This window comes from Glutamicibacter sp. BSL13, assembly GCF_052928425.1.
In genome coordinates this window covers 1-2,754 of sequence record NZ_JAVGCZ010000177.1, presented here as the reverse complement: position 1 = coordinate 2,754, position 2,754 = coordinate 1, and the positions used below count along the sequence as shown (strand labels likewise).

Genomic DNA, 2,754 nt, shown 5'->3' with positions numbered 1-2,754 from the left:
CTTCTTGCCGAATAGGGCGAAATGGTACCTCTATTCCAGCTACCTGGTACCGACGTCTTCCGCCTACCAGGTACCACCATTCCGGCTTGTTGGTACCGCCTTCACGCATCGGCATCGTTCTGGGACCCCCGTCATCGGGGTCCCAGAACGATATTATGAAACCATCAGGCTCCGAAGATTTTCAAGGATCCAGGAATGCTCAGGCCTTCGAAACCTATTCCCAGAAGTCCTTGGATTTTCGGTCCTGATCTCCAAGCTGCTTACGCATGTCCAACGCACCAAGCGGCAGCCACCGGGTATTCGTGGCTAACCGGTTCACGATGGAATCCCCGGCAATCTTGTCCGGAATCACCGTGACCCAATATTCCGGATCCGTCTGTGAAACGATGATCGTCGGCAACGTGTATTCACGGTCCGAAAGGACCGCGAACAACTCGCTGGCGCCTTGCTGATCGATACCCACGGTAAGGAAGTCGTCAATGATCAACACATCGACGGTACGCAGCTTGACCAACAACCGCTGATAGTCCCGGGTATCTTCCCGTGCCAGTCGGAAATCCCGGATCAGATCATCCATCCGACGATAGAACACCGTGTGCTCGGTGTGGCACGCGGCCACGCCGATCGCGCACGCCAGGTATGTCTTGCCACCACCGGTGGGTGAAATGATGAGCAGGTTCTTCGGATCCGTACGCCATTCATGCGTCATGTATCGGCGCATCCGGATCTCATCAATCTTCCGTCCGGGAAGATAATGGATCTGGGCAATCGACGCGCTTGGCAACGGAAACCCCGCTTGAGAAACCAACTTATCGATCCGCCGGCCCCGGCGGGTATCGACCGCATGGTCGACAGCCTGCATGAACACCTCTTCCGGAGTCAGCCGTTCATTGGCCTGCTCGCCGGTCAGCTCGAAGAACTTCTGCGCGAAAGCCGTCAACCGCAGGTCCTTGAGCTTCTGCTGATCCGCGTCGCTGAGCATTACTGGCCACCTCCCATCGAGTAATGTCCGGGCGCTCGGACGAATCGACCAGTCCGCTCCGACTCCGAGGACAAGTCCTTGACCGTTTCAGGAACCGGGACCGCAGGGCGAGCTTGGTTCTTCTCTTCGTGCGCCATCACCGCGATGATCCGCTTCAACCCGCTGTATGAGGAATACCCTCCCCGCTCCAGCAAATACTTGCAGGCCGGCTCCAGCAAGCTGCGGTGCTTCATCCCGAGCCCCTTGACGATGTTGCGGCATTCGACGAATGCCTGCGCTTCAACGGCAGCGCGATCCAACACCGCGGTGATGACTTCAACGGTGGCCGGGCCGAAGGACTGGGCATGCGCGATGAACCAGTCCCGGCTCCAGAGCCCGGAAACATCTTTGTGCTGCGAAGGTATGTGGGCGTCTAGCGTGGAATGCTGGCCGCGGCGCCCCACCAGCCGCGGATGCTCGGCTACGACTGTAGCCCCGTCGATCACCGTCACCCTGGTTTGAGTCAACCGCGTGCTCAAGGTACGGCCGACGAGCTGATACGGAACCGAGTAATACTGGTAGTCGCAATTCACGTGATAGTTCGGGCCCACCTTCAGCTGCTTGTATTCCACCTGTTCGAACCGGTGGGACGGCAACGGCTTGAGCAGGCCCGCTTCGGAACTGGCGAACAACTCGGCCCGGCTGATTCCGTTGGTGCGGTGCACCTTGGAATTGACCTGCTCCAGCCTGTCGCTCACGGCCTCATTGAGCTGCTCAAAGCTTTCGAATTCCGTATCGGCCAAATACCCCAGGACCATCGTTTCGATGACCTGCACCATCCGCTCAACATGGGCCTTGTCGCGAGGTTTGCCCGGCCGCGCCGGCACGATCGCCGTCCCGTAGTGCTCCGCCAAGGCCGCATAGGACTTCGTCACCACCACTTCCCGGGCATCGCCCTTGGCACCTTTGCGGCGGTTCTGCCGGTAGTGCGTAGCGGTCTTCGCATTATCCGGGACGATCATCTGCGGAGCCCCGCCGAAGAACTCCAGCGCTTCAACATGCGCATGGTTCCACGCGTCCTGCCGCATGTTCGAGTAGGCCCGGGTGAACACCATGGCCGAAAACGGCAACGAGGCAACGAAGAAGTACGCTTTGAACTGCTCCCCGGTCACTGCATCCACCACGAACAAAGTGGGACCGGCCCAATCAACGAACATGGCTTTGCCCGATTCGTGCTGCAGCGTGGCCACCAAATCATGCGTGCGTGCATACTCGTGGAACCGCGAGCAAAACTGCGAATAACCGTATTTCTTCAGCCCGTCACCGAGGTCCGTGTATTTCACCCAGGCCTGTTGCAACGTGAAGAACCGGTTGCGTTGCAGTTGCTCGGCAACAAGGGCGAAGTCCGGCTCGGAATAGTTGGAGCTGATGACTTTGCGCTTGTCCGGGAAGATCTCGGCTAACTTGGCCGCCGTGATGCTGCCGAGGTTCTGCGCCGTGATCTGGTGGGTGTCGATGGCTTTCTTAGCTGTTGAAATATCTCGTCGCGAACAGTTCACGGACGCGGTGATTTCCGCGTAGGTGCGCCCGTCGAAAATCATCTGCATGATGCGCAGGTAATCCATTGTCAAGGATTCTCCTTGGGTCAGGGATACTCCCTGGAACCATGAACGGTTCTCGTTGGGGAATATCCATGACTAGGAAATCAGCGGCAGATGACCGGCAGTACCATGTTCGCGGAACAGCGGTACCCAGTTGCAAGAACAGGAGTACCTTCAAACCCTATTCTGCAC

2 protein-coding genes are annotated in these 2,754 nt (G+C 58.2%); both read right to left on the bottom strand.

What is annotated here, in order from left to right:
- Positions 1 to 214: 214 nt before the first annotated feature.
- Positions 215 to 982, bottom strand: a complete 768-nt coding sequence (locus tag RCJ92_RS15535) for an ATP-binding protein (protein WP_396277561.1) — start codon at positions 980 to 982, stop codon at positions 215 to 217.
- A complete protein-coding gene (gene istA, locus RCJ92_RS15530) occupies positions 982 to 2,586 on the bottom strand; it encodes an IS21 family transposase (protein ID WP_446755072.1) in 1,605 nt (534 codons plus the stop codon). The genes RCJ92_RS15535 and istA overlap by 1 nt, the downstream gene beginning before the upstream one ends.
- Positions 2,587 to 2,754 lie beyond the last annotated feature (168 nt).